The 3704-nt window shown below is 43.8% G+C and carries 3 protein-coding genes and 1 pseudogene; 3 read left to right on the top strand and 1 reads right to left on the bottom strand.

What is annotated here, in order from left to right:
• Nucleotides 1-724: 724 nt before the first annotated feature.
• From F6K37_RS34695 to F6K37_RS34705, 3 genes are read left to right on the top strand one after another with little or no spacing between them, the layout of a single operon-like run.
• Nucleotides 725-1381 (top strand): D-sedoheptulose-7-phosphate isomerase, encoded by a 657-nt coding sequence (locus F6K37_RS34695; protein ID WP_008183973.1) that lies wholly within the window; start codon nt 725-727, stop codon nt 1379-1381.
• 37 nt (nt 1382-1418) lie between these two features.
• Complete coding sequence (hypD, locus tag F6K37_RS34700; protein WP_008183975.1) at nt 1419-2540, top strand: hydrogenase formation protein HypD; 1122 nt, start codon at nt 1419-1421, stop codon at nt 2538-2540.
• Nucleotides 2541-2569: 29 nt separating this feature from the next.
• Entirely contained in the window at nt 2570-3184 is a 615-nt protein-coding gene (locus tag F6K37_RS34705) for an EF-hand domain-containing protein (protein WP_008183976.1), read from the top strand.
• A gap of 248 nt (nt 3185-3432) precedes the next feature.
• Here F6K37_RS34705 and F6K37_RS34710 read toward each other — a convergent pair.
• Nucleotides 3433-3704: pseudogene (locus F6K37_RS34710) on the bottom strand (shikimate dehydrogenase); the annotation flags it as partial.

The raw sequence follows: 3704 nt of genomic DNA on the forward strand, positions 1-3704 counted from the left end.
TCCACAGAATTCTAAGCCAAAACGGATTGTGGAAGCTCAAGGCTGGATGATTGGTCCGGATGGTAAGATCATTCTCACCTCTTTCCCTACCGATACCACTAGCCCACCCAAGCCTTGGTATCACTATTTTTCTTGCCGAGATTTAAATTAAACTATTCTCAATTGCTATGAGTAATTTCGTTTTGGGTTAATGGAAGTGGGTGCATCTTATTTGATACTAATTTACCATAGCAACAGGGTAGATATCCTTGGTAAATAAGCCAGGGTAAGCACCATAAAAATTGATCCAAAATGTGAGATCGGGCAAGGATTATCAGGATATTAAGCCAAGATAACTCAGCACTATTAAAAGTTAATCTCAATAGTGTTTAGAATAAGACCTCCTGATCTGGGGGGGTGACATGCAAGCTAAAATCCTTACTGGGTAATAAGTTCAGCCCATTAGTTATAAAAAGATACATGCTGTTTGGGGCTGACCTTGGACTATGTTATAAGGGTTTGAGCTTTCAGAAAATCATGCGTAGGGTCAATTTGGGAGTTGATCTTTCCTGAGATAATTGGCCTCAAAGCTTTATATAGTAAGCTTTTAAGGGATCATGTCACCCCCTCAGCCTCCTGATTGATTCTTGCGCTTACCCTGGGACTTCGGAGCAGAAATATCTATTAATCTTTAGTTCGAGTGCTATGATATTTTTTGACCACAAAAAATATCAAGGTCAAAACCATGACTGTAGCTCAACCTTTGTATAACCTTTACCCTTTTTTAGAGGGCAAAACACGTAGCAGTGATGTACTAGACCAATCGTTATTAGAGTCAGTGCTTCAAAAAGCGGCTGAAAGCCGAGAAGTTCAGAAAAAGTATTTTGAGCGTTATGGTGCTACCCTTGTCGCAGCCGCTCGTGCCTTGGCTCAAGTGTATCGAAATGGCGGACGGCTTCTAGCCATGGGCAATGGTGGCTCTAGCTGTGACGCAGCCCATATTGCCATTGAGTTTATCCATCCCATTGGTGTAGGAAAACCCTCTCTTGAGGCGATCAATCTGTCACTGGATTCTACTGCAATTACTGCAATTAGTAACGACTTCGGTTTTGACCAAGTTTTCGCACGCCAGTTGCTAGCTAACGGACGAGAAGGTGATGCAATCATTGGCCTTTCTACCAGTGGTAATTCTAAAAATGTGCTGGGGGGTTTTGCCCAAGCCAAAAAAATGGGCATGGTTACAATCGCTCTGGTAGGGGGCAAGGGCGGCAAAATGGCAACAAGCCCAGATGTCGATTACTGCCTGATCGTCGAAAACACCAGCATTCACAGGGTTCAGGAAAGCCATCTGCCGACGTATCACATTCTATGGGATTTAGTCCACACGATTCTGGCAGGGTAGGGCATTCATTCGTCCTGAATAAGGAGTGAAAAAAATTATGACTGAACTTGTTGAATCTTTCCAATCAAAGCCAACTCAAACAATATTGCAAGATATCACAGGTCTTAGCAGTTCATTGACACCGAAGCTGAGACGCCCCGTTAAACTGATGGCAGTCTCTGGTGAGCAAACCCTTGCCATTGCAAGCCATAACCTCAATGGCATTGCTCTCGAACATCTGGAATTTGTCCAAGGTTACGGTAAGGCGGCATGGTCACTGCCCATTGATCGCGTTAATCATGCACTGGCGATCGCTCAAAAACCTGATGTTATCTTGACAACCTTCTCTGAGGTGATGACTATTCGGGGTTCTCAACAAAATCTCTCAGAAATTCGAGGGACAGGAGCTGATATCCGTACTATCAACTCACCCCAAGATGCCCTGAAAATTGCCCAAGAAAATCCTAGCAAACAGGTTGTTTTCTTTGCAGTAGGCTACGAAGATAGCGTACTAAGTACAGCGCAAACAGTTGGGCAAGCTGCTGCTGAAGGGATTAGCAACTTCAGCGTTTATTGCAACCACATGACCCTAATTCCGGCTATCAAAGCCATTCTGGACTCCCCATCGATACACATTGACGGGTTGATCTGTGCATCTGAAGTTGCTTCGGTAATTGGTCTTGAACCTTATCGCTTTTTTGTTGAGTCTTACCGCAAACCGATCATCATTGCTGATTCTAGTCACCAGGCTATATTGAAAGCCACCCAAACCCTGCTACAGCAATTGGTGGATGGTCATGCAGAATTACAAGACCAGGCACAAGTACCAGCAGAAGGCGATTCAGAAGCTCTACAAACCATTTGCGAGGTATTTGAACCCCGTGAATTCTATGAGTGGCGTGGCATGGGTTCGGTTGATTTTTCAGGATTAAGACTGCGGTCTGATTACGTTCAATTTGATGCTGAAGTAAAATTTAACCTACCCAAATTAAAACTCGCTGATGTCCAGTTTGCTCAGTGCATGACTATCCTAACGGGAGTATTTCAACCGTGTCAGTGCAAGATATTTGGTGCAGGGTGTAGCCCAAAAACCCCGATGGGGACTTATATGACAACTGAGGAAGGCATCTGTGCAATGCACTACAAAGTCTTTCCTTTCATCGCTGCCATTAGTGATTAAGTTAGGGTTTTTGACAACAGGATAAAGCTATGGTGCTAACCGAATTGCAGAAGAGAAAACTGAAGAAACTATTCGATTTATACGATGTTGATGGTAGTGGAGTCATCACTGAAGCTGACTATGAAAAGATGGCTCAGTCTCAGGCAAAAGTTCAAGGTTATCAACCGGGTTCTTTGGAATATAACATCATTTGTTCTCAGTTCAAAACTTTATGGAAGAACTTGCAAAAAGAAGTGGACATTAATGATGATGGCGAAGTGACTCTAGAAGAATTTCTGGAACATAAAGCCAAACAACTTAGTTTCAAGGAGCAATATCGGCCTTTGTGGTTAGAGCGCCAATCTGGAATTAAAACCTCACAGTCCTACGAACGATCCTATGAAGAAGATGTGATCGCCAAGCTAACCAATTTGATTTTTGAGCGATTGGATGTTGATGGCAATGGAGAGATTTCTCGTCAAGAGTACAAACAGGGCTTCCTCTCTCACTTCTCAGATGGAAACTTGACTGACGAAATTTTTTCAAAGCTTGATTTAAATGGCGATGGACATCTCAGTAAAGAAGAGGTTTTACAGCATGTCCATGATTTCTTTTACAGTGACGACCCAGAAGCTCCTGGTAACTGGATTCTAGGTCCATACTAAGGATAGTCAGTAGCTCGCTTTTCGCCCTTGCACAGGTCTTAGGTGTTAGGTATTAGATGATAGGGCGTTGCTTAATAATGGAATGATTTTAATAGTAGGTGCGCGCCTCCAAGGCCGCGAGGGATTGCTCGCGGCCTTGGGTCGCACCTGTAGAATGGGCATCTTGCCTGTTCCTGATATTTTCGGGCGGGCAGGATGCCCACCCCACTCATATTCATTCCAAGATTCAGCAACGCCATCAATTTTAGCTAAGTTTTCAACAATCCCAATTTTTCCTGGAGAGCGTGACGCATAATATCCACTGGCGGAGTTTGTCCTAACCAAATTTTGAAAGCTGCTGCTCCCTGTTGCACCAGCATTTCCAATCCATCAATTGCGATCGCTCCCCGTTCTTTGGCTTGTCGTAAAAACTGAGTGGGATTAGGAGTATAAATCAAGTCATAAGCGATCGCATTTTCCGGCAACCTGGCCATAGCTAGCTGATCAACAGGAGACTGCTCGATGTTGGGATACATTCCCA

Source organism: Moorena sp. SIO4E2 (assembly GCF_010671945.1).
GTDB lineage: Bacteria > Cyanobacteriota > Cyanobacteriia > Cyanobacteriales > Coleofasciculaceae > Moorena > Moorena producens.

Bases quoted from the DNA above. Each gene is read 5' to 3' on its own strand.
- F6K37_RS34695 (WP_008183973.1), top strand. From the start codon at position 725: ATGACTGTAGCTCAACCTTTGTATAACCTTTACCCTTTTTTAGAGGGC.
- F6K37_RS34705 (WP_008183976.1), top strand. From the start codon at position 2,570: ATGGTGCTAACCGAATTGCAGAAGAGAAAACTGAAGAAACTATTCGAT.
- hypD (WP_008183975.1), top strand. From the start codon at position 1,419: ATGACTGAACTTGTTGAATCTTTCCAATCAAAGCCAACTCAAACAATA.